We start from the raw sequence: 21,004 nt of genomic DNA on the forward strand, positions 1-21,004 counted from the left end.
ATGGGGCAACTGCCCCATTTGGGATCGGCTTTTACGCGGCGTCGATGGCTTCGAGCCACTCCAGGAACGTCTGGCGTCCGACGGCGGAACCCGTCGGCGGGATCAGCGCGCCTTTGCGCATGGCCTTGCCTATGGGGCCGGGGACGTGCAGGGGAACGATCCGTTTCTTCTGCCGCGTCCTGGCCAGATAGGCCGAGACGAGGTCCTTCAGCCGTTCGGTCCGCGGGCCGCCGAGGTCAGGGATGCGGCCCTTCGGCCCCGCCTCCGCCGCGTCCACCAGGGCCGCGGCCACTTCCTGTGCCGCCTCCGGCCGGGTGAACATGGTGGGCACGAAGACCAGCGGGCCTACCGAGGCGGCCTTGATGGCCATCGGCACGAACTCGTGGAACTGGGTGGACCGGAGGAGGGGCCAGGGAATGCCGCCGTGCCTGACTTCGTCCTCCTGCACCAGCTTCCCGGCATACAGTCCCGAATTGACGTGATCGATGCCCACAATGGACAGCGCCACGTGGTGTTTCACGCCGGCCTTCTTCCCGGCGGCCAGCAGGTTCTGGGTGGCATTGGTGAAAAAATCCACGGCCTTCTTGGTGGACATGGTTTGGATGCCGGCGACGTCGATGACTGTTTCGACGTTCTGGAGCGCCTGGTCGAGGCCGCGCCCGCTGACCAGGTCCACCCCTTCGGTGCGGCTGAGGCTGACCACATCGTGCCCGCGCTCCCTGGCGATGGCCACAGCGTGGCGGCCCACTGTACCGGTTCCCCCTGCAACGGCGATCCTCATGGAAGAAATCCTAGGCCGGGCCTACGACAAAACAGGTGCGTCCGGCGGCCCGGCGTTGTGGATCGGCCTGGCGGCTTAGGCTTGGCCCTTCGCCAGCCCCATGAACATGGTCCGATGAAGGATGTCCACGTGCTTCCGTGAAACCTCCACCGCTTCCTCAACCTTGCCGGCCCGCAGGGCTGCTACCAACGCGATGTGGTCGTGGTTGGACTTGTGCAGCTTCTCAATGGGGTAGGGGATGAAGTAGTCATACAGCTCGGCAAGGGTCTCGTGGTAAACGTCGACGGCGGTGTCCAGGCAGGATGCGGTTCCCACCAGTTGATGGAACTGCTCATCCATCCGGTGGTAATAGGACCAGTCGCTCGCCCCGGCCATCTCCCGGGTCAGCCGGTCCAGCTCGTCCAGCTGTTCGGTGGTGGCGTTCACTGCGGCATAGTGCGTCACCGCGCATTCAAACAAGAGCCGCCGGTCCACCAGCCGGTTCACCGCCTGGGACTCGGCGGGCGAGGCCGAGAGTGACGCCAGGACGTCCGACGGCGGCGCATCCGCCACGAACGTCCCGCCGGCCCGGCCGCGCCGGCGGACCACTACGCCCTGCTCCGCCAGGCTGGCCAGGGCGCGCCGGGCCGTGATCGGGCTGACCGAAAGACCGAGGGCCACGTCCTCCTGGTCCGGCAGCCGCTCGCCCGGTTTCAGGAGCCCCAGCGAGATCGCCATGCCGATCCGCATCCGCACCGCGTCCATGGCGCTGCGCCGTTCCATCCCGGTGATCCTGCCGGCACCAAGGCGCGGGGGCTCGGCGGTCTCCTCCAGCTGATCGGTCATAACCGCTACTTTACGGCCCACGCCGGCCCCCTTCCCTTTATTGGATCATTCTGATCTAATATAACCCGGATCACACCCCACAGCGGAGAAAAACCCATGCAACGAATCCTTCCCCTCGTCGCGGCGCAGGCCCGGCCGCGGCTCATCGGCGAACCCGTTTCGGCCTTCGCGGACGAGGTCAAAGCAGCCCTTGACGCCCAGCCGCACAGCAAGCTGGTGGTCTTCCCCGAGCTGCATCTCTTCGGCGACCAGGACCCGGACCTGCAGCGCGCTGAAATGCTCCAGGCAAGTGCCGAGCCGCTGGACGGGCCACGGGTCACCGAGCTCAAGCAGCTGGCCAGGGACCTCAACATCTGGCTGGTCCCCGGCAGCGTCTGTGAACGCGGACCGGAAGGCCAGCTGTTCAACACCCAGCTGGTCCTGTCCCCGGAAGGGGAGCTCGCCGGCTACTACCGGAAGATCTTCCCCTGGCGCCCGTTCGAGCCCTACGATCCGGGCGACAGGTTCACCACCGTGGACCTTCCCGGGATCGGCAGGGTGGGCCTGAACATCTGCTACGACGCCTGGTACCCGGAGGTGTCCCGCCAGCTCGCGTGGATGGGCGCCGAGGTGATCCTCAACGTCGTCAAAACCACGACGCCGGACCGCAGGCAGGAACTGATCCTCGCCAAGGCCAACGCCATCGTGAACCAGGTGTTCATGGTCAGCGTCAACTGTGCCGGCCCCACCGGCAAGGGCCAAAGCATCATCGTGGACCCGGAGGGCAACACCCTCGCCGAGGCCTCGGACGATCAGCCGCAGCTGCTCACCGCGGAACTGGACCTTGCCGCCGTCGAGCATGTCCGCACGCACGGCACGGAGAACCTCAACCGCCCCTGGTCGCAGTTCCGCGAGGGGGAGCCCGCCGTCGAACTTTCCGTCTACCAAGGCCGGATCAATCCGGCCACCTGGACACCGCCGTCCTACAAGCCCTAAGGAAGCACCGTGACAACAACCCTCACCCGCACGCTGAAGCTGCCCTCGCTGGTCCTGTTCGGGCTGGCGTACCTGACCCCGATCATCGTCCTGGGGATCTTCGGCATCATCGCCGAGACCACCGGCGGCGCCGCGCCGGCGGCGTACCTCGTGGCGCTCGTGGCCATGCTGTTCACCGCGCACAGCTACGGCCGGATGGCCATCGCCTACCCCGTGGCCGGCTCCGCCTACACCTACGTCCGCCGCTCCATCGACCCCCGGGTCGGGTTCCTGGTGGGCTGGGCCGTGCTGCTGGACTACCTCTTCCTGCCCATGGTCATCTGGCTCATCGGCGGCTCCTACCTGACTGCGCAGTTCCCGGACATCCCGATCGGCGTCTGGATCGTGGGCTTCATCGTGGTCACCACGCTGCTGAACATCCTGGGCATCAAGGTGGCGGATAAGGCCAACTACGTGCTGATGGCGTTCCAGTTGCTGGTCCTGGTGTTCTTCGTGGCGCTGGCCATCGGCAACGTGGTGTCCAGCAACGGCGCCGGGGGACTGGCCAGCGGCCAGCCGTTCTTCAACGACACCGCCAGCTTCACCACCATCTCCGCCGGCGCGGCCATCGCCGCGTACTCGTTCCTGGGCTTCGACGCCGTCACCACCCTCACCGAGGAGACCATCAACCCGCGCCGCACCGTTCCGCGCGCCATCATGCTCGTGGCGCTGATCGGCGGCGGCATCTTCGTGGCAGTCTCTTACGTGACCCAGCTGGTGCACCCCGGCGGGGTGTTCGAGGACTCGGCGTCCGCGGCCAGCTCCATCGCCCTGCAGATCGGCGGGCAGCTGTTCGGCGCCATGTTCCTGGCCGGCCTGGTGGTGGCGCAGTTCGCCTCCGGCCTGGCCGCGCAGGCCAGCGCCTCCCGCCTGATGTACGCGATGGGCCGCGACTCGGTCCTGCCCAAGGCGGTCTTCGGCAGGCTCAATGCGAAGTACCACACCCCGGTGGCCAACCTGGTGGTCACCGGCGTCGTGGGCCTGATCGCGCTCTTCCTGGACGTGGCCACCTCGACGTCGTTCATCAACTTTGGTGCCTTCACCGCCTTCACGCTGGTGAACGTCTCAGTGGTGTTCCACTACGTGCGCCAGCGCCGGGCCGGGCAACAGCTGAACCCGGTGTCCTACGTGGTGGTCCCGGTGATTGGCGCCATCATCTGCGCCTACCTGCTCTCCCAGCTGGATTCCAACGCGATTACGCTGGGGGTGTCCTGGCTGGTGCTGGGCATCGTGGTCCTGGCCCTGATCACCCGCGGCTTCAAGGCGGCGCCGCCGGAGATGGCTGCGACGGAGAAGGCGTCGGTCGAGGCAGCCGCCTGATCCCTGTTTGAGTTGCGGCTTGTACGGCCAAGGGAAGGAAAGCTCGTGAAGATAGCGCTGGGTCAGCTGGAGTCGGGTGCCGATATCCAGGCCAACCTCGCCGCGATCGAGAGGTTCGCCGCCGAGGCAGCGCGCGACGGCGCCGCGCTGATCGCCTTCCCGGAGTACGCCACCTACGAGAAGAAGAAGGTGGACGCCACGTTCCCGGCCGTGGCAGAGCCCCTGGACGGTCCCGTCTGCCGTGAGCTCGCCGCCACCGCCCGCCGCCACCGCATCGCGCTGGTGGCGGGCGTGGTGGAGACCTCGGACGAACCGGACAGGGCGCACAACACTTTGGTGGCGTTCGGGCCCGACGGCGGCCGGCTGGCTTCCTACCGGAAGATCCACCTTTTCGACGCGCAGGGGTTCGGCGAGTCCGAGTTCATCAAGCCGGGGGAGTCCCTTGAACCGGTGGTGTTCGAGCACGGGGGAGTGCGTTTCGGGCTGATGACCTGCTACGACCTGCGCTTCCCGGAGCTGGCCAGGTCATTAGCCGACGCCGGCGCGCAGGTCCTGCTGGTCTGCTCGTCCTGGGTGCCGGGCGAGCACAAGACGGAGCAGTGGCTGGCGCTGAATGCGGCGCGGGCGATCGAGAACAGCGTCTACGTGGCGGGAGTGTGCCAGGCGCCGCCGGTATCCGTGGGGCGGAGCGTGCTGGTGGATCCGATGGGTGTTGTGGAGGCTGATCTCGGGCTCGGCGCTGGGGTGCGAGCCGTGGAGGTCTCGCTGGAGACGGTCGACCGGGTGAGGGAGTCGTTCCCGATGTTCCGGCAGCGGCGGTTGTAGGAACCGCTCTTAGTTCTGGTTGCCGATGACAAGAGGAGTCGGCCAGGAACGTCTGCCTGTTCTAGCTATCCGTTCTGGTTTGGCCGGTCCACACGTTTCCATCCCAATATGCCAGCTCCCCATGCGTAGGCGTTGGGTACCAACCGGCCGGGCATGTCACCTGGCCCGTCGACGGAGGTGGAGCGGCTACAGGCGGGACCTGCTGCCTTGCAAGTGCCTCCTGGACGGAACATATGTGAACCGTCCACCTTGTGCCATTCCACCAGCGCGCGGTGCCGCGGCCTTCGTGGTACCAGCCAGGAGCGGGATCGCGACCAAGAATATTGTCTAGAGCTTTCCATGGAGATGAAGTAACTAGCGAGGAGCTTTTTGGCGGGGGAGTCAATCGGTTATGCCACTGTTCGGCGACAAATACTTCGGCTTGCTCTTTGGTCATGCGGCCTGCGTGAAATTCGTTGTCTGCCCATCGGCATAGATTGGCGTACTCAGTTGCCATTTGCTGACGCTGAAGCTGGTCAAGCTGAGCAGCAGCAAGTTGCGCCTGAATCGCTCCCTGCATCGCCAGCTGTCTCTGAATATCGAGCTGCTGTCGAGACGTGACGAAGCTACCTACATTGGCAGCCGTGTTCAGACGGTTGCCTTTCATCTTCCCCACGGAACTTTCCTTTCAAACGCCACCTAACAAGGTTTGCCCCCAGCTCTTGGCGGAAGATTATCGAACACCACCCGCCGTGGCTAGTGGGAATCAGTCGTAACGTAGTCAGCGCAACCACGCATAGGAAGGCTCCGTCCCAAGGGACGGAGCCCTCCTCAACCAGCTGCCTGGATCAGGAATCCTAGTCGACGGCAACCACGATCTTGCCGCGGGTATGGCCTTCCATGTTGGACCGGAAGGCGTCAGCGCCTTTCAGCCGCAAGATCTCGGCAACTTCCCGCGCATTTTCCGGCTGACCAGCAGGTCGGCGAGTTCCTGCAGGTCGGTAGACCTCGCTGGAATAAAACCACAAGCTGACCACTTGGACGGTGATCAGCAGGACCGAAACCACGCCGTAGCGCAGGGCGGTTCCCCCGGTCATACCCAAAGACATGTCAGGGTTGCCCTGTCGCCGGAGCTAGTCGCGGACCTCCACGTCGGGGTGGTTCTCCGAGAGCCACTTCGCCATCCGGCGGCTTCGCTTGTCGATAAACTCCAGTGTTGCCTCCCGGTACGTTACGTACTCCTCAGTGGTGGAGGGGGTTCCGGCACGCTGGAAGTCTTCGAACGGCAGATAGAAGCGGATCTGCGCATAGTCCGGCGTAACGAGATCCTGGAAGTGGAAGAAATCCACGAACTCCTTGAACCCGTCGAAGAGGGCGAAAAAGTCTTCATAGGCGTGAGTGACGTCAGCGAGAGGACTCCCTGGCTCACCGGCGTAGTGACGCCGTATGCATTCAAGGGTGAGGTCCATCCGGTCGGCAATGACAATCCTCAGCCCTCGTGCCGTGTTCATTGTGGGCAGGTCTTTCGACCTGACAGGCCAGATCATGGCACTTCCAATGGTGTACGGAGGGTTAAGGAACCGGGCTCGCTGCTCTTCGTTCAGGCCGGCGATGGCGGCGACTAAAGCCTTCGGTCGTAGCCAACGGCCGTAGGAGCCAGTGATGGCATCGCTGCCGTACCAGTGTCTGACGCCGGAAGGGTCAGTGAAGATAAGGTAACCGTCTCGGCGGCGCAGTGGCCGTTTGGGTGCGAAAAGGATCCCGGAGTTGAGCCGCTTGGTCCACAACAGTTCGTGAATTGACCGGAGTTTTGGACTGTCCCTATCGGCGTCGGGCCTATTTTTTGCAGGCTTATCGGTTTTGAAATCGAATGAGATATCGAAGAGCGGAAGTGACCCGGGATCCACAGGATCTGGCGTTGCAGGGTCGTTCTCCATCGGTGACTCGGCAGGACTGGATACCCGTCATCCGTTTCCCCCATTAGTCGGTGCGGCTGATGGTTTGATGCAATTTGTTTGGGGGACTGCAACGGCTCGTACTGTGGCAATCTTGCCTTGATCTTTCCCGCACCCTGCACCAACGGCTTAGCGCGGCGACAACGCGGGCATCAGGCCGAGCTGTGCCAGGAACTCCAGCTGGTCGAAGTAGAAGTGATGGGAGGTGATCTCGCCGTCCCGGACCGTTGTAACGTCGCAGCTCCTGACCGGGAGCGTTTTGCCGGTGGCCGGCAGGGTTTCGCCGGACGGCAGGTGCAGTGGCTCGGTGTTGGTTCCCACCACAATACCTCGTAGATCGCAACGTCCCTGGCTTCGTACTTGGCCACGTGTTCGTACCGGACGTCGTTCATGGCTTCCCAGTATGCGAAGAGGTAGCCGGTGATGGCATCGCCTCCGCGGAGTTCCCCCACGTCAGGGGTGTAGGCCACGGCGTCGGCGGCGTAACAGGGCGCCAGCGTCTCTTTGTCCTTGGCGCCCATGGCCGCCATTAGGCGGTCGGTGGTTTTGCGTGCCTGTCCCATTTGTGGACCTCCAATCAACTGTTCATTAGCCCGTAAAGGAAAAGTACGACGCCGGCACCACCGGCCGCGATCCCCTCGCCGGGGGTTCCGGGGGTGCTGGAGGAACGCCGACTTTGGGGGATTGCGCCCGCCGTCTGGCGGCGGATACTGAAGCTATGTGGGAGGAGCGCGCCGAGCGTGCCCCGCCACGGGCTCAGCGCCCAGGGAGCGGAGGAAATCGTGGTTCTTCTCCGATGCGGTGGCAATGACGCTGGCACCCATGGCCACGGCAATCTGACGTCCGGGCGAGCCGACACCGCCGGCGCCGCTGTCGATTAGGACCGTTCCCCGGCCTTCCACCCCCAGCCGGTTGAGCACCTAGTAGGCCATGAAGGTTCGTCGTCTTGCCCTGCCCCTATCGCGCCGCCTCCGGGCAGGGCATCACATCGAACTTCGGCCAACAAGGTGCGCCCAAATGTGGCGCCCGTCATCCTCAACGCCGAACCTAACGGCCGTACTTAGTGGCGCGTTACGGTGCTATCTCAAGTGAGGGCTCGCCGCCCTCCGCGAGGATTTTAAGGCCCAAATGTTCGACATCCAGCGCATCATAGAACCGCTGTCCTTGGCGTTCCCTAAGGCCTTGGTAGAGAACAGAGGAAAGAACGTCAACCTTAGCCAGGCGTCCAGTCCTGACGAGGGTGGAGATCTCATCCAAGGCATGCTCATCGTTAGCAAGCAGGACTGAGCGAACGTGACTGTAGACAAGATCAATTCCACCAACGTCCCAGCCGCGGACTTCTGCTGCCACTCGCTCTGTATCGCCAGCCAGCATTCTTGCTGTCCAGTTGGCTGTCTTCAGCCTGCAGACCGTCACCAAGTTGGCCTTGGTGCCTACAACTCGCAGCATCTTGTCAGAAATGTGAACACAAGCCTGAAAGTTGCGATCATCTAGGGCACGTTCCAGAACTCCAAGGGACCACTGAACAGCAAGGGATGATTCGCTGGGCCTTAGCTTCATCCATACACTAGTAGCCAACAGGGTGCCAGCGGCCATTAAGAGTTCGCACGATTGTTGTAAGTATTCATTATTGACAGTGATCTTGGAATCTTTCGGGGCGATGTCTTCCGCCTTCGCACCAGCGGACACCATTGTATCGATATACTGCGAACTGACACGTCCATCAGTGTGAACATAAAGATTTCGTCTCGCGAAAATTTCCCTAAATTGTGCCCAGCCAGCCGGAATTTCGTTTAGTTTGACTCCGGACTTGTCAAACCACTTGACCCAGTCCTCAATTGATCCCCTAGCAAGATCTTCGACGTATTTCGATGTCAAATGCTCGGCTGCTTCAGCAACTGAGCCTAGAGCGTGGAGCTCGGCAAGGCTGAGCTTCGCAGTTTCAAGACTCGCTATCCCGGGGTTTTCCCGGATGATGGCGGCCGCCAAATCGGACATGAGGGTTTCGAACCCGCTTACCAAGATTATCAGAACGGATCGTTGCAGTAATTGGCTTCTGTCGGTGACTGTTACCTGTTTAGTAGCACCGAGCATGATTCGCTGAAAAGTCGCGAAAACCTCTGGGTCGCGGCCAGTAGAAGAAATTTCAAATTTTGACGGTTCAAGCTTAGGCCCCAGCTGCCCGAAAACCTTGGCGGCTTCCAGCATAATTTCCCTGAGCTCCTCTTGCTGAGGCTCTGTCAAGTGCTCCCTCAGGCGAGTGTCGAAGCCGGTTTGATCCTCTTTCACCCCAATGAGCGAGATCATGTTGAGGCAGCCTTGAACCTGTCCATAATGGTTCTGCGCAGCGTGGTCAAAACTTATTGCCCGGTCGCTAGGACCAACAGAAACGCTTACAGATGCCATATGAAGCCTCCGAACTCGATTGCACAAGGAAAATGGAGCCCGAGATGAATCGTCTCGGAATTACAGCATAGGCGGGGCTCTGGCCCTGATTGGTGAGTACAGTCCCGTTCAGCCACGCTATGGAGCTATCTTCCTGGCGTGAACAACACCCCTGATCCGCAGGAAGCGAGGCAACTTGGCGACCATGCCTCAACTTACCTAAGTGGGTCCTCCAACTACAAAAGTTGCCCGTGATTCCGCTGATGCCGTTGGTCGGTCACCCTGCTATGGCCGCGTTGGAAGCCTGGGAGGCCTTCATCCACTCGGTCAGCCACGGCGCCCGGACGGTGGACGTGATGCGGCAGTCGGCCACAAAAGTCCCGTGAGCGCCAGCGTCAATCCAGTCCTGCAGGGCCGACAAGTCACCGAGCGACCGGATAACAGCCGACTCAGCACCCAGAGCCCGGGCAATCCCGCTGAAATCCACCTCCGGGATCAGCATGGGCTTTTCGGTCAGGCCCTGCGAGCCGTATTGGTGGATCTCGGCCCCGTACGCGGCGTCGTTGTAGATGACCACTACTGCGCTGCGGGCGGCGCCGATCAGCGATTCGAGGTCCGAGAGGCCCATCAGGAAGCCGCCGTCGCCGGAGGCCAGCACCAGGGTACGGTCGTTCTCCACTGCGCGGGCCGCCCCGACGGCGCTCGCCAGGCCCAGCCCAATCGACTGGAAGGCGGTCCCCACCATCACCAGGTCCTGCGGCCGCGGGATGTTCCAGTACATGGGCGCCCAGCCGATGAAGTGCCCGCCGTCCTGCACCACCGTCCGGCGCTCCGGCAGCACGGCATCCAGGGCCGTGGCCAGAGCCCGCGGGTCCAGCCGCCCGTCCACAGTGGAAGCGGAACCTGCAACGTGCCCCGGCCCAACAGCCAGGCGCCGGGCAGCTTCCGCACGCCAAACTCCCGCCGCAGTCTCGCCATCAACCAGGGACAACAGTCGCGAAGCAGCAACCTTCACATCGGCCTGAACAAACAGATCCACGCGTGGATTTGTCGGCTCCACCGCACTATCAATCTGAATAACAGTCGCATCCGGCCCCAGCAGGTGCCCAAACCGCATGGTGAACGGGCTCAGGCTCGTCCCGGCCACCAGGACCACGTCGGCCTCGCCCATGAGTCCGGCTGCAGTGTCGGTGCCGAAACCGCCGGCCACGCCCAGGTACCCCTCGCCATTGAGGAGGTTGAGCGCGAGGGCGGTTCCGGCGGTCAGTGCGCCGACGCGGTCGGCGAGATCTCGGAGTTCCCGGCCGGCTCCGGCGAGGTGCGCACCCCGGCCGGCCAGGATCAGCGGCCGCCTGGCACCGGCGAGAAGGCGGGCGACCTGCCCAAGGCCGCCGTCGACGTCGTCCGTCACCTTGGGTGCGGGCGGTTCCGGAAGTTCCTCGTCCGCAGCCTCGAGCGCAGCGAGGTCGTAGGGGATGGCGAGCACGACGGCGGTGCGCCGGGTGAGTGCGTACTCCACCGCCTGCCGGGTGACGGCGCCGGCGGCGTCGCGGGTGACGGTGAAGGTGGCCGCGCCGAGGCCGGCGGCGATGGCCGCCTGGTCCACGTCCCAGGGCCGGGCTCCGCTGCTGGGCGCGTCGCCGGTGACCAGCACAACCGGGATCTGCGCCTGGACCGCCTCGGCCAGGGCGGTGAGCGCGTTGGTGTAGCCGGGGCCGTAGGTGGTGGTGCCCGCGGCGAGCCGTCCCGAAGTCCGGTAGTAGGCGTCGGCCGCGGCGATGGCGGCGCCCTCGTGCCGGACGGGCGTGAATCGCAGGCCCTGCTTCTCCGCGGCGTCCAGGAAGTAGACGTTGCCGTTGCCCATGACGCCGAAGACGTCGCTGACATAGCTGCTGAGAACCTGCGCCACGCGGCCGGAGACGGTAAGTGAAGTCATGCAGGAATCCTGTGACGCAGACCTCAGATCGGCAAGAGGCGCGTTTGCGGCTGGGATTTTTGGCAGCGGAAGGAAGGAGGAGTGACAAAAAGCCCACCTGTGGTGCACATCACCACAAATCTAGTCCGCCCTGCCGGACTCCTCCTTGGAGAGCCGGCTGATCAGGCCGTCGTACCGGGGCGGCATGAGTTCCATGACGGAGATGGCGGTGCTGGTCCGCTGGATCCCGTCGATTTCCAGGATTTGGTTGGTGATGCGGTAGAGGTCGGCGGTACCGCGTGCCACCACCTTGGCCATGAGGTCCGCGTCGCCGGTGGTGGCGTGCACCTCGATGACCTCCGGGATCGTGGCGAGGCCGCTTTCCACGGAGCCGAACCGCGTCTGGCTGATTTCCAGCGAGAGGAAGGCCATCAGTTCGTAGCCCAGCGCGGCGGGGTCCAGCCTGCGGCTAAAGGAGCGGAGCGCGCCGCTGCGTTCCAGCCGCGCCAGCCGCGCGTGGACGGTGTTGCGTGCGACGCCGAGTGTCCGGGAAAGTGCCAGGGCGCTGGCTTCAGGGTCCTTGTCGAGGGCAAGGATGATCCTGCCGTCGAGCGAATCGAGGGTGCGAGAGGTCGCGATGGTCATATTTTCACCAGAGGTACTAGAAGTTGAGCAGAAGTCCCAAGCACCAGAGCTTATCTTGCAGTGTGGCCCGGGTCACTTCCATGATCGGACGTCATGAGCCCTGATCAACTCCTGGCCGAGCCCCCGACGGCGGTCCCCACCCTTCGCGCCGCCGTCACCGGCCTTCCGGCGTACGTCCCCGGCCGGCGCAGCGCCGGTGCGGATATCGCCGCCCTCGCCAGCAACGAAAGCCACTACGACCCCCTGCCCGCAACCACCGCTGCCGTGGCCGAGGCGGCCGGCAGGATGAACCGCTACCCGGACATGGCCGCCGTCGAACTCCGCGAACGGCTCGCCGGGCACCTGGGCGTCACCGCCGCGGAGGTGGCGGTGGGTCCCGGCAGCGTGGGCGTCTTGCAGCAGATCATCACCGGACTGTGCGACGCCGGGGACGAGGTGGTCTTCGCGTGGCGTTCCTTCGAGGCCTACCCCATCCTGGTGGAGTTGGCGGGCGCCCGGCCGGTCCGCGTCCCGCTGGACGGCGCCGAGGGCCACGACCTCCACGCTATGGCCGCCGCCGTCACCGGCCGCACCAAGGTCATCCTGCTCTGCACCCCGAACAACCCCACCGGCGTGCCGATCAGCCACGAACGCCTCGAGGCCTTCCTGCGGTCCGTCCGCTCCGACGTCCTGGTGGTGATCGACGAGGCCTATGTGGAGTACGCCGACGCCGGCAGCGGCCCCGACTCCCTGGCGCTCTACCGCAGGTACCCGAACGTCTGCATCCTGCGCACCTTCTCCAAGGCCTACGGGCTCGCCGGCGTGCGCGTCGGCTACGCCATTACGACGGCGGCAATCGCCGAAGGCCTGCGCCGCACCGCCCTGCCGTTCGCCGTGAGCGCGCTGGCGCAGAAGGCGGCCATCGCGTCGCTGGACGCGGCGGAGGAGATGGCAGCCCGGGTCTCAGCGGTGAAGCAGGAGCGCGCCCGGATGGCCGCCGAGCTGGAGGCCCAGGGCTGGAAACTGCAGCCAAGCCAGGGCAACTTCCTGTGGATCCGTGCTGACGACCAGCTGCTCGCAAAGCTGGTTGACGCGTTCGACGCCGCGGGCATTCTGGTCCGCGCGTACCAGGGCGACGGCGTGCGGATCACCGTGGCCGACCCCGTCTCCAACAACCGCGTGCTCCGGCTCCTCGCCGCCCACGCGGCCTGACATCTTTCTGACCTATCCCCAATCCGTTCCACCACAACCTGAGGAATCCCCATGGAACAACAGACAACGACGTCTGCCCGCCCCCTCGGCGCAGCCCTCAAACCCCGCCAGCTCACCATGATGGGGCTGGGCAGCGCCATCGGCGCCGGCCTGTTCATCGGCTCCGGCGCCGGCATCCAGGCCGCCGGCCCGGCCGTGCTGATCTCCTACCTCGTGGCCGGCACGCTCATCATCCTGGTGATGTGGGCCCTCGGGGAGATGGCCGCGGCCAACCCGGACAGCGGCGCCTTCTCCGTCTACACCGCCAAGGCGTACGGGCCGGTGGCCGGCGCCACGGTGGGCTGGCTGTGGTGGATCCAGCTCGTGGTGGTCATCGCAGCGGAAGCGTTGGGTGCAGCTGGCCTGCTCGCCACCATCTTCCCGGCGCTGCCGGTGTGGCTGATGGCCTTGGTGTTCATCGTGGTGCTCACCGCCGTGAACCTAACCAGCGTGAAGAACTTCGGAGAGTTCGAGTTCTGGTTCGCCCTGCTCAAGGTGGCGGCGATCGTCGGCTTCCTCCTGGTGGGCGCTGCCCTGCTCTTCGGCTTGATTCCCGGGGTGCAGTCGCCCGGGCTTGGCAACTTCATGGGGGAGGGCTATGCCCCGAGCGGGTTCGGCGGAATCGCGACCGCTCTGTTCGTGGTGGCGTTCGCGTTCGGCGGCACCGAGATCGTGTCGGTGGCGGCCGCCGAGACCGCCGAGCCTGCCCGCAGCGTGAAGAAGGCAGTCCGGACGGTGCTGTGGCGCATCCTGGTGTTCTACATCGGAGCCATCTTCATCATTGCGGCCGTGGTTCCCGTGGGGTCGGCGGGGCTGAAGAGCCCGTTCGCGGCGGTGTTGGACGCCGTCGGAATGCCGGGCGCGGCCACTGCTATCACTCTGGTGGCCGTCGCGGCGCTACTCTCTGCGCTCAACGCCAACCTCTACGGCGCCTCACGGATGGCATTCTCCCTTGCGGAGCGCGGTGAAGCGCCACGGTGGCTCGCTTCGGTGTCTTCCGCGCGGGTGCCGGTTGTTGCCGTCCTGGCCAGCGTCTCCTTCGGCGTTGTCACGGTGGTGCTGGAGGTGATGTTCCCCGAGATGGTCCTGGGCGTCCTGCTGAACATCGTTGGCTCCACGTGCCTGCTGGTGTGGACGTCAGCGCTCCTCGCACAGCTCGCGCTGCGCCTGCGCGCCGACCGCGAGGGGACTGAGCTTCCCCTGCGGATGCCCGGCTTCCCGTGGCTCGCTTCCTTGGGTCTGCTGATCCTGGCTGCGATCTTCATGGCTGGCTTCATCGGCGACGAGTCACGTCCGCAGCTGCTGAGCACGTTCGCGCTTGTGGCGGTGCTGGCGGTAGCAAATTGGCTGAACCACCGGAACAGGGATGCCCAGCCCCGGGTGGAATCGTCGGATGGTGCCAAGGAGCGGGTGCTCGTCGACTAAGTCGTGAGGTTCGTGTGAACCGAGGGCGCGCCGCCTGGCCGGGCGCGCCCTCGGCGCTGTATGCAGGGCTGGCAAATGGTGCCGGGCTGAGGCGTCCCGAGTCCCTGTCATTGGCCCCGCAGTGCCCGCCCCCGTGCTTTGACGAAAACGGGTCCGTCCATGCTTTCTATTACCTCTGGGATCGTGTAGCCACCGCGGTGCTAAGTTTCAAAAACCTCCGGACCGACCCAGTTCGCGTACGTTCACCAGAAGTCAGCGTTGAATCCAAATGCGATTCTTCCTAATTTGATAATTGGGGGCGCCAATGGCCCCTATTCCAGCTGGAAATAACGGCATACAGCGTGACTGCAGCACGAGCGAGCCAGGCAAGCCAACCCCCGATGCCCCAGCTCGCCACATCTCCCGGTATGCCACTGAGGGCGATACCAGCTGTAATAGGGAGAAGCCCCAGGGCATCTATTTGGTTCGACTTCGCTTCCTTTTCATCCATCTGACGTCGAAGCCGATTGATGTCCTCAGTCAGACGGTCGCGGAGGTCTACAAGGGTTACTTCCAGTTGGTCGTCCTTAGTTTTTATACCGGAAATTTCGGCCGAAACCTGAGCCTGCAAGCGCTGAAGTCCTGCCCTCAGCCACTCAGCTTTTTTGCCGCATCCGGGGACGCTTTCCAACGTAGGTCTAGCTTGGCACTAAGGCCGCCCTCTCCCGATCGAAATCCCGAAGCGATCCCGTGCGGACTGGCGGTTTCCGCTGGATGCCGCAGCCAATCACGAAGCCGCCGGAAACCCTCCTCCAACGTACACCCCAACTTTAGCCAGATTCTGTTTGAACCCGTCAGGGGCAGCCACTAACGCACCAAGGATGGCCATGATGACGCCACCCCTTTTGCTAAGGTCGATGAGCACCTGGGAATGCTGAGGAAGTCCAGCAGCCATTGCCAATAAGTCATGCGTTGATACTCTCCCCGGCTGAGCGGTTTCGCGGGCAAGACACGTGGGCAATCATTGAGCGATGCGATCAAGGTTTCGTGCGGAAATTATCTTCCAATTCGCCTTGTAAAAATGGACTGGTCGCGCTGGGCGAACACGCTCGCGCACACCCTCCATGGAGGCGCCGCGCTGAGTTTCGTTCGGACTGTGGAGACAGGTCAAATGGACGCCGTGCGCGAAAACTTGAGTGGAAAGCAGCAGGCAACGATTGAGTACGCCGTTGGAGCCTTGGCGGGAGGGGTCACGCGCTTCGTGTTCGGTCGCGACGTCATCGTCGCAGCGCGGGCAGCATTTGCCGATTTCCCCGACACGTTCCCCGAACATCTGGCGCGTGTAGAGGCAGGCACGAATGCCGCAAAGTCGAACAGAACCGAGCGATGGCAGCCATGGAAGATGCCGCGAAAGTGACGGAAAACTGAATAGCTGGCACTGCTAGCACAGTCGGAGGCGGTGTCGCAACGGGCGCCGTGGCAGTGGGGGCCGGGGTGGCCACCGCGACCGACACGGTATCGCGCGTGTTCCGGAGCGTGGATATCGACGGGGACGGGATCGCGGATGAGCCCCAGGCCATCAGTGCTGTCAAGGGCGTCGGTGGCGCCATTGCCGGTACGGCGGGCTCGGTCGAAGGTGCGTCGTAGGGTTGTTCAAACGGAAGAAGCGTGGCGAACAGACGGCGGACGGGGCTGACACCGGCGACGAGGAAGTGGTCGAGAAGTAATCCTGCACAGCAGAGGGTGTTCAGCGGGGACGTGGTGGAGTTCCGCTTTGCGCTCTGATGTCTAGACCACGTGATCCGGTTCTAGGGTCTCTGCTCGTGGTCGCAGCAGTTTGTCGCCGGTAGGGCTCCTATGGGGGCAAGACCCGGGCTGATTGTATTCCGGGCGCAGTTGTTCGCCGGCTGTCCCTACTGAGTACGCTTTACCCATGCCCACTACGAACTACTCAATGAGCCTGATGACCGCCTCGGAATCCTGGCGTTCAATCCGTACAATATAGGGCAGAACCGCAGGGGGCACTTGCTAGTATTTTACGAAGTGATAAGTCGCGTTGGCGCGAGTTTCACATGGCTCTGGAACAGGCTCAACAGCAGTTCGCCGCCGCTGATCGGATCGGATACGAGAGTCGGCCATTGAACCTCTTTTACGGTCTTTCCCAGGCCGGGCGAGCAATCGCTGCGGGGTCGCGACTGCTCGGACGCGGGACGGATCACCAGTGGCAGGCCAACGGGCATGGCCTCAAGTACGACATAAAGGTACCCAACGGGGTCCTAGCGACGCCGATCAAACAGGACCCGGGTACCCGGGACCTGTTCTCTCGGGTATCCCTCGCAATCGACTCGCCGCTTGATTTCAATTCGATCGACTTCGGGGCTGCCATGAACCAGCTGGTTGATTACACGATGGCATTCCAGGAGCCCGACGGGTATAGTCGCCCGATCATCGACGCGCACGTCTACAACGTCCAGGGAAAAATGTTCCCTACGGAAATCGAAATCCGAGTTCCAGATCTGACAAACGGACAGGGTAAGACAGCTGAAGAAGTCCGTGCAATTCTCGCACGCTATCCCGCATTGGGCGACCTCGAAGTCGTTCTAGACGGCGCCGGCAGCGTCCGTTGGAGTCATAACGAGGGATGCTGCTTCGTGATCGTCCCAAGCGCCGATCAACTGAAGAGCCGCCATGGAGGCGCCGTTGCCGATCTCAACGGCGCCGAGTACTACAGGCGAACGTCTATTCTTCTGCCACGCGCAGGGGGTAGTGAACGAACACTCCGCCCGCTGATGTCCTGGTGGTGCGTGCTCTACGCCCTGTCGATGCTTGCGCGATACGCACCCAGTAAATGGACGGAAACACTCTCGCTCGCCGACAGCCCTATCGCATCGAGGATCGAGTTCCTGCTCGACTCGGCGATTGATGCCGTGCCGGAACTGCTCTGGGGTGAATTGTCCCGCCAAGGCTTGCAACAAGGCTAAACAGACATCAATGGGTTTTTGGTGCGGCTAACCAACCGCATTGCATTGTGGTTCGCGGCCCCTCTCGATGCCTGGCCTTGCTGGCGGTACTTCGTCCCCCCAAGCAACCTCCTGGCCGCCGACATCGCGGCCAAAACAAAATCCGCGGGTCAACGGCGACGCGCAAGGGGCTCACAAAACTTACTTGGCTGGGGTTGTGGTCAAATTGTGCCTCGCACTCTACCGCCTAGTAAGACCCACGACCGGCTTCAACTATGTGAGCTCGAACCCTTAATCTCGAAATGCTGTTGACGGTTTGTCACGAAATTAGCCGCTTGGGAACGAGGGCTCGATGGGGAATGCAGCCGGGACCTGGTCGAATCTTTGTCGTGCTCTCACGGGTGGCGTCTCTACATCACTCGGAATTCGATTTCCGCACAAATCCAGCGACAGCGACAATCGACCAGAAGCGCGAAGAGCTCGTGCGGTGCCTCAACGCTCTGAGACAGCAGCCCAGGCGCGTCAATCAACAAGTCGCCTGATCGAATTCGTCCGGAAGGCGGCCGATGGTACATTCGTAAACGTCGGCTAGGACTCGAGCCGATTGACCCCGGCGCTACGGTCTATGGGAGCGGCGAGATCTATCTCTACGACGGCGTCGCACCAATGGAGATGCGGGACCCGGGCGCTGGAGATCTGGCGCTAGCTGGGGGCATCGCGATTTGGTCTCATGGAGGGAAGTACCGCAATGGCAATTCGGGCAACAATCGCAATCGACGACGATAGGTGGGCGAAACGCCCCTATGGCGTGGAGTTCGACGACGCAGAGTGTGATCGCCTGTTTGGTAGGAACGGGTTCACGAGTCGAAAGCCGTGCTATGACCTCATTGAGCAGGCGAAGGCAGCTGGCTATGACATCGCGGATGTCGATGAGCGATTCTACTGAGAGCGGCTCCGATTCTGAGATGCGATGCCCACTCCACTATCCGACCCGTAGTTTCTGACCGTATGGACGCCCAGGCAGAGGCCCCGGCAGCGGAGGCAATACCCTGTCGAGCGAATCAACACTGGTCGAGGTCAGTACGGCAAAAAGTTGCAAGCGCTCACGTTTGCGATGTGGCGCATCTTGCGTGCCTACTCGTGATAGCCGAAGTGCAGTGCGAGACCGATGGGGCGGTGATCCGCCGCTGACGTGTCGCGGCTGTGAATAGTGTTCTCAGCGCCCCACGAGGAACGGAGCGAACTCGCCGCGTCCGAAATTGACGCCCAAGTCCTACGTGGTGATCCCGGTGATCGGCGCGATCATCTGCGCCTACCTGCTCTCCCGGCTGGACAGCAACGCCATTACGCTGGGGGTGTCCTGGCTGGTGCTGGGCGTGGTGATCCTGGCCCTGATCACCCGCGATTTCATGGCCTCGCTGCCGGAGATGACGGCCACGGAGAAGGCGACGGTCGAGGCGGCCGCCTGACCCTGACAGTTAGTAGTGTGGCCGCGCCGGACCGAGGTAAGGAATAGCCGTGAGGATAGCGCTGGGGCAGCTGGAGTCGGGCGCGGTACCTAGGGCTTGGAGCCAGCACGAGAGTCACCCGCATCCTTCCCGCAGCGGCAGTGTTCGATGACGGGTAACGAGAGTACGGGCCGACGCGGACCATGCTGCGTGCCTGGACGATGGTGAGACCTGTCGATGAAGGTGACCGCGGAGTCAGAGCGCAAACCTCCTGCCCGGTGCGGCCTTTTTGGATCCGAAGACTTGGGTAAGGCTGCTGCGGTGGTGCTTCTAGAGGGGGCAACGATGTGTGGTCCTGGAACCTTCACAGGTAGTCTCTCTCGGTGAAGCGAATCAGGCACTGGTTGGAAGACACGGGGTTTACTTTCGGCCGCGAGCATCTGGCCCTCAACATACTCGCCGGTATTGCCATCATTGGCGTGGCTGTCACCGTCTTCATCAGCAATATTCCGCAGCTAGTCCCAGCGGCAGGGGAACAAGAACCAGATCCTCTTCCGTGGCTTTTTGACTTGTGCATTGCCTACCTCAGCGCTTTCCTGTTTCATCTCCTTGTCGTGGCACAGCCGGCACGGCGGAAGGAGAAGGCCCGCTTCCGCAGCCTGGCGATGCCTCTGGAAGCAATCGCTTCCTCGGGCATGGATATGGTCCGGGACCTCGAACGGGTTGCATCATGCCCTCCGCACCGGGTCACGGAGGAGCACCTAACCAAAGTGCTGAGGGCTATCAACCACAATGACGACATCACAGCCCACATCGCTTTCAGACTTTCCTTGGCAGCGTCCGCCTACAAGGAGATCGTTCCTTACGCCGCCGACCTGCCGTTGGACCTACAGACAGCCCTTCAAAGGGAGAACCGGACTTCCCTTACGCTCTGGTTCCCACTGGATAAGGCCAGCGTTGGTGTGCACACCAGCCTCCAGGACCTGCGCACAGTAGTATCTCAGGACCTCTGGACCGGCGGGAAGTGGGTCCACAAGCGAGTAACCCTGGTTGGTTATGCACGGGTTTTCATGGAGTACTACAAGGCTAGCGAGGCAGTACGCACGGTACTGGCGAAATACCAGTCCCAAGTTCCCAAGCCGTTAGAGGATGACGGAACCGCGCCCGGACGGTTTACGTTCTTTTACGGCAACGAACAGGCGAGTTACTGGACGTACCCGCCGGAGGCGCACAGTGAACTTCTTCCCCGGGAAGAACCTAAGCAGGGGGTTGGTACGTGAAGCCCCGTGAAATCGCTGCCCGCATAGCCGAAATGAAGGCTGCGCTGGTCTACTCAGGGGTGGGCGGCTTGATCCTATCGATGCGTCCAGACAGGGCTCGAATTCTTGAACTCTTCGATCTCCCCCCTGACGGCTTCGTTCAACATGGGCGCAAGACTGGTCCGATGCATAAGCTCGCCATAGCGCCTTACTTTCACGGTGGCGAGATTGACGGTTCTACTAACCTCGGAATGATAAACGCTTGGCCCAATCTGATGATTTTGGAACTGGGTCACCTTCTGGCTGAGGAGGATTACTTTGACAAGCGTCCCCTGTTTGAATTTGTCCGCCACGTTCGCAACGCAATCGCTCACGGGGGACGTTTCTACATCAAGGGAAAGTGGTGGAGGGATGCGATATTCGATGGTATCCAACTTTCGAAGGACTACGATGGCAGACTTTTGAAGGACGCTGTGCTTCCCGGAGACATGCTTGCATTGATTGATGCAGTTGAGTTGGAGTTGATGGAGTTGTCTTGAGGGCAACGCGGGAGCAGGCTTATCGTCGCAACTGCTAAACGGATAGATGGGGGCGAAGCAACAGTGCATAGCTCGGCTACGCATTGTCTGGGATGTGCGCTGTACATGAGGAACGAGCCCACTGTTAGTGTCATCCACCGGACGGTCGCCCACAGCAGAACTACGACAGCCCGAAGTACCGTTGCCAGCGCCTTCACCAGCGTCACGTTCGGCTTCCGGTAACCGCCCTCAAGCAAACTCCCAAGTAATCACCTGGATGCTTGCGCCCAAGCATTTCGGTTGACTTCGAATGCAGCAGCGGGCGATCCACCTTTTCGACGCGCAGGACTTTGAGGAGTCCACGTTCATCAAGCCGGGGCGGTCCGAGGCGCCGGTGGTTTTCGATCACGGGGGAGTGCGGTTCGACCTGATGACCTGTTACGACCTGCGGTTCCCGGACTGGCCTGGTCGCTCGCCGACGCCGGCGCGCAAGTTCTGCTGGTCTGCTCGTCCTGGGTGCCGGGCGAGCACAAGACGGAGC

Annotated in this window: 20 protein-coding genes and 2 pseudogenes; 11 read left to right on the plus strand and 11 right to left on the minus strand. The window is 62.8% G+C overall.

Going from position 1 to position 21,004, the window contains the following annotated elements; genetic code table 11:
* Positions 1-31 precede the first annotated feature (31 nt).
* Both AC3IMC_RS05865 and AC3IMC_RS05870 read right to left on the minus strand, forming a co-directional pair.
* On the minus strand, positions 32-781 hold the full coding sequence (locus AC3IMC_RS05865) for an SDR family oxidoreductase (protein WP_490917463.1): 750 nt from the start codon (positions 779-781) through the stop codon (positions 32-34).
* Between the two features lie 75 nt (positions 782-856).
* Complete coding sequence (locus AC3IMC_RS05870; protein WP_490917464.1) at positions 857-1,606, minus strand: FadR/GntR family transcriptional regulator; 750 nt, start codon at positions 1,604-1,606, stop codon at positions 857-859.
* A 96-nt stretch (positions 1,607-1,702) separates the two neighbouring features.
* On the opposite strand from AC3IMC_RS05870, the gene AC3IMC_RS05875 reads away from it, so the two are divergent.
* The 3 genes from AC3IMC_RS05875 to AC3IMC_RS05885 are packed head-to-tail and all read left to right on the plus strand — an operon-like array spanning position 1,703 to position 4,765.
* Positions 1,703-2,581 carry a carbon-nitrogen hydrolase family protein gene (locus AC3IMC_RS05875; protein WP_490917465.1) on the plus strand — a complete coding sequence of 293 codons (879 nt, stop codon included), beginning with the start codon at positions 1,703-1,705 and terminating at the stop codon, positions 2,579-2,581.
* Between the two features lie 9 nt (positions 2,582-2,590).
* Positions 2,591-3,940, plus strand: a complete 1,350-nt coding sequence (locus AC3IMC_RS05880) for an APC family permease (protein WP_490917466.1) — start codon at positions 2,591-2,593, stop codon at positions 3,938-3,940.
* Positions 3,941-3,985: 45 nt separating this feature from the next.
* Positions 3,986-4,765: a carbon-nitrogen hydrolase family protein gene (locus AC3IMC_RS05885; protein WP_490917467.1), complete on the plus strand. Its 780-nt coding sequence runs from the start codon at positions 3,986-3,988 to the stop codon at positions 4,763-4,765.
* A 61-nt stretch (positions 4,766-4,826) separates the two neighbouring features.
* On the opposite strand, the gene AC3IMC_RS05890 is transcribed toward AC3IMC_RS05885, so the two are convergent.
* From AC3IMC_RS05890 to AC3IMC_RS05930, 9 genes and pseudogenes are all read right to left on the minus strand, one after another.
* Positions 4,827-5,411, minus strand: a complete 585-nt coding sequence (locus AC3IMC_RS05890) for a DUF2510 domain-containing protein (RefSeq protein WP_490917710.1) — start codon at positions 5,409-5,411, stop codon at positions 4,827-4,829.
* A gap of 190 nt (positions 5,412-5,601) precedes the next feature.
* Entirely contained in the window at positions 5,602-5,841 is a 240-nt protein-coding gene (locus tag AC3IMC_RS05895; protein ID WP_490917468.1) for a hypothetical protein, read from the minus strand.
* A gap of 36 nt (positions 5,842-5,877) precedes the next feature.
* Positions 5,878-6,681, minus strand: coding sequence for a DUF6994 family protein (locus AC3IMC_RS05900; RefSeq protein WP_490917469.1), 804 nt, complete (start codon positions 6,679-6,681; stop codon positions 5,878-5,880).
* Positions 6,682-6,828: 147 nt separating this feature from the next.
* The gene (locus tag AC3IMC_RS05905) at positions 6,829-7,020 is read right to left on the minus strand and encodes a hypothetical protein (RefSeq protein ID WP_490917717.1); all 192 of its coding nucleotides are present in this window, start codon (positions 7,018-7,020) and stop codon (positions 6,829-6,831) included.
* Positions 7,021-7,064: 44 nt separating this feature from the next.
* Positions 7,065-7,262, minus strand: a pseudogene (locus tag AC3IMC_RS05910) (nuclear transport factor 2 family protein); the annotation flags it as partial.
* 186 nt (positions 7,263-7,448) lie between these two features.
* Positions 7,449-7,616 (minus strand): annotated as a pseudogene (locus AC3IMC_RS05915) (NADP-dependent oxidoreductase); the annotation flags it as partial.
* A 154-nt stretch (positions 7,617-7,770) separates the two neighbouring features.
* The gene (locus AC3IMC_RS05920; protein WP_490917470.1) at positions 7,771-9,006 is read right to left on the minus strand and encodes a hypothetical protein; all 1,236 of its coding nucleotides are present in this window, start codon (positions 9,004-9,006) and stop codon (positions 7,771-7,773) included.
* A gap of 355 nt (positions 9,007-9,361) precedes the next feature.
* Positions 9,362-11,020, minus strand: coding sequence for a thiamine pyrophosphate-binding protein (locus AC3IMC_RS05925; protein ID WP_490917471.1), 1,659 nt, complete (start codon positions 11,018-11,020; stop codon positions 9,362-9,364).
* A gap of 120 nt (positions 11,021-11,140) precedes the next feature.
* Entirely contained in the window at positions 11,141-11,644 is a 504-nt protein-coding gene (locus tag AC3IMC_RS05930) for an Lrp/AsnC family transcriptional regulator (protein WP_490917472.1), read from the minus strand.
* 93 nt (positions 11,645-11,737) lie between these two features.
* Here AC3IMC_RS05930 and hisC point away from each other — a divergent pair, with 93 nt between their 5' ends.
* The 8 genes from hisC (at position 11,738) to AC3IMC_RS05970 (ending at position 20,484) form a co-directional block, all read left to right on the plus strand.
* Complete coding sequence (hisC, locus tag AC3IMC_RS05935) at positions 11,738-12,835, plus strand: histidinol-phosphate transaminase (RefSeq protein ID WP_490917473.1); 1,098 nt, start codon at positions 11,738-11,740, stop codon at positions 12,833-12,835.
* Positions 12,836-12,886: 51 nt separating this feature from the next.
* Positions 12,887-14,299 carry an amino acid permease gene (locus AC3IMC_RS05940; protein ID WP_490917474.1) on the plus strand — a complete coding sequence of 471 codons (1,413 nt, stop codon included), beginning with the start codon at positions 12,887-12,889 and terminating at the stop codon, positions 14,297-14,299.
* Between the two features lie 1,003 nt (positions 14,300-15,302).
* Positions 15,303-15,695 carry a hypothetical protein gene (locus AC3IMC_RS05945; RefSeq protein WP_490917475.1) on the plus strand — a complete coding sequence of 131 codons (393 nt, stop codon included), beginning with the start codon at positions 15,303-15,305 and terminating at the stop codon, positions 15,693-15,695.
* A gap of 107 nt (positions 15,696-15,802) precedes the next feature.
* Entirely contained in the window at positions 15,803-15,925 is a 123-nt protein-coding gene (locus AC3IMC_RS05950) for a hypothetical protein (protein WP_490917476.1), read from the plus strand.
* A gap of 425 nt (positions 15,926-16,350) precedes the next feature.
* Positions 16,351-17,259 (plus strand): YaaC family protein, encoded by a 909-nt coding sequence (locus AC3IMC_RS05955; protein ID WP_490917477.1) that lies wholly within the window; start codon positions 16,351-16,353, stop codon positions 17,257-17,259.
* Between the two features lie 1,238 nt (positions 17,260-18,497).
* A complete protein-coding gene (locus AC3IMC_RS05960; protein ID WP_490917478.1) occupies positions 18,498-18,707 on the plus strand; it encodes a hypothetical protein in 210 nt (69 codons plus the stop codon).
* Between the two features lie 362 nt (positions 18,708-19,069).
* A complete protein-coding gene (locus AC3IMC_RS05965; RefSeq protein ID WP_490917479.1) occupies positions 19,070-19,966 on the plus strand; it encodes a hypothetical protein in 897 nt (298 codons plus the stop codon).
* On the plus strand, positions 19,963-20,484 hold the full coding sequence (locus AC3IMC_RS05970; protein ID WP_490917480.1) for a hypothetical protein: 522 nt from the start codon (positions 19,963-19,965) through the stop codon (positions 20,482-20,484). The genes AC3IMC_RS05965 and AC3IMC_RS05970 overlap by 4 nt, the downstream gene beginning before the upstream one ends.
* Positions 20,485-21,004: the final 520 nt, after the last annotated feature.

Source organism: Arthrobacter sp. E70 (assembly GCF_058266945.1).

Coding starts and splice junctions, on each gene's coding strand:
- AC3IMC_RS05955 (WP_490917477.1), top strand. CDS start 16,351: ATGGCTCTGGAACAGGCTCAACAGCAGTTCGCCGCCGCTGATCGGATC.
- AC3IMC_RS05940 (WP_490917474.1), top strand. CDS start 12,887: ATGGAACAACAGACAACGACGTCTGCCCGCCCCCTCGGCGCAGCCCTC.
- AC3IMC_RS05865 (WP_490917463.1), bottom strand. CDS start 781: ATGAGGATCGCCGTTGCAGGGGGAACCGGTACAGTGGGCCGCCACGCT.
- AC3IMC_RS05870 (WP_490917464.1), bottom strand. CDS start 1,606: ATGACCGATCAGCTGGAGGAGACCGCCGAGCCCCCGCGCCTTGGTGCC.
- AC3IMC_RS05890 (WP_490917710.1), bottom strand. CDS start 5,411: ATGAAAGGCAACCGTCTGAACACGGCTGCCAATGTAGGTAGCTTCGTC.
- AC3IMC_RS05930 (WP_490917472.1), bottom strand. CDS start 11,644: ATGACCATCGCGACCTCTCGCACCCTCGATTCGCTCGACGGCAGGATC.
- AC3IMC_RS05900 (WP_490917469.1), bottom strand. CDS start 6,681: ATGGAGAACGACCCTGCAACGCCAGATCCTGTGGATCCCGGGTCACTT.
- AC3IMC_RS05920 (WP_490917470.1), bottom strand. CDS start 9,006: ATGATCTCGCTCATTGGGGTGAAAGAGGATCAAACCGGCTTCGACACT.
- AC3IMC_RS05895 (WP_490917468.1), bottom strand. CDS start 5,841: ATGACCGGGGGAACCGCCCTGCGCTACGGCGTGGTTTCGGTCCTGCTG.
- hisC (WP_490917473.1), top strand. CDS start 11,738: ATGAGCCCTGATCAACTCCTGGCCGAGCCCCCGACGGCGGTCCCCACC.
- AC3IMC_RS05925 (WP_490917471.1), bottom strand. CDS start 11,020: ATGACTTCACTTACCGTCTCCGGCCGCGTGGCGCAGGTTCTCAGCAGC.
- AC3IMC_RS05875 (WP_490917465.1), top strand. CDS start 1,703: ATGCAACGAATCCTTCCCCTCGTCGCGGCGCAGGCCCGGCCGCGGCTC.